This is a genomic window from Faecalicatena contorta, from assembly GCF_021531995.1.
GTDB lineage: Bacteria > Bacillota > Clostridia > Lachnospirales > Lachnospiraceae > Dorea_A > Dorea_A contorta_A.
The window spans coordinates 1-597 of sequence record NZ_JAFBIZ010000298.1; the positions used below are offsets into that span (position 1 = coordinate 1).

A 597-nucleotide genomic window follows, 5' to 3' on the forward strand; every position below is an offset into this window, starting at 1 on the left:
TAAAACTTATTTTAAGAAAGGTGGAAAGACACATGAATGAAACAAGAATTTTTGCAGATGCGTATCAGACGACGTTTGCAGACCCAAAGGAGATGCTGGAATTTTTGGCACAGAGAGCAAAAGAATCTTCCTGGATCCGTAAGCCTACAAGAACACTGCGATTGGTTCCGGCTATTCAGGAAGCGGGTAAAATGAAGGACACAGTAGGAAAGAATTGGGAAGAGATCCTGGAGGATACTGAGAACAATACCCAGCTTGCCTTAAAAATTAAGGGTGAGACCTATCCGGTGCGTACCTGTGCGATCCGGACAATTCTGGATCGGGCAGGAATTTCTGGTTCCGGGCTTAGAAAACTGGAAACAGCAAATTATGCGAAGGTAGTGAATTACTGCCTGAAGGTAGCGAAAGGGGATGCTCTGATTAAGATTGCAGATGGAAAAGTATCTGCAGTTCACGGTGGAGATCATCATGATTACAGCATATTGGATATGCGGGCAGTATTTGAAATGACCATGCAGTTTCTGAATACCAATTTTCCGGGAAACAGTTACGTGGAAGGTTCCGGAATGTTCGATCATTCCATTGTTTCCGCAATGT

Annotated in this window: 1 pseudogene; it reads left to right on the forward strand. The window is 43.7% G+C overall.

Annotation, left to right across the window (positions count from 1 at the left end):
- Positions 1 to 32: 32 nt before the first annotated feature.
- Positions 33 to 597: pseudogene (locus tag JQM82_RS16040) on the forward strand (transposase); the annotation flags it as partial.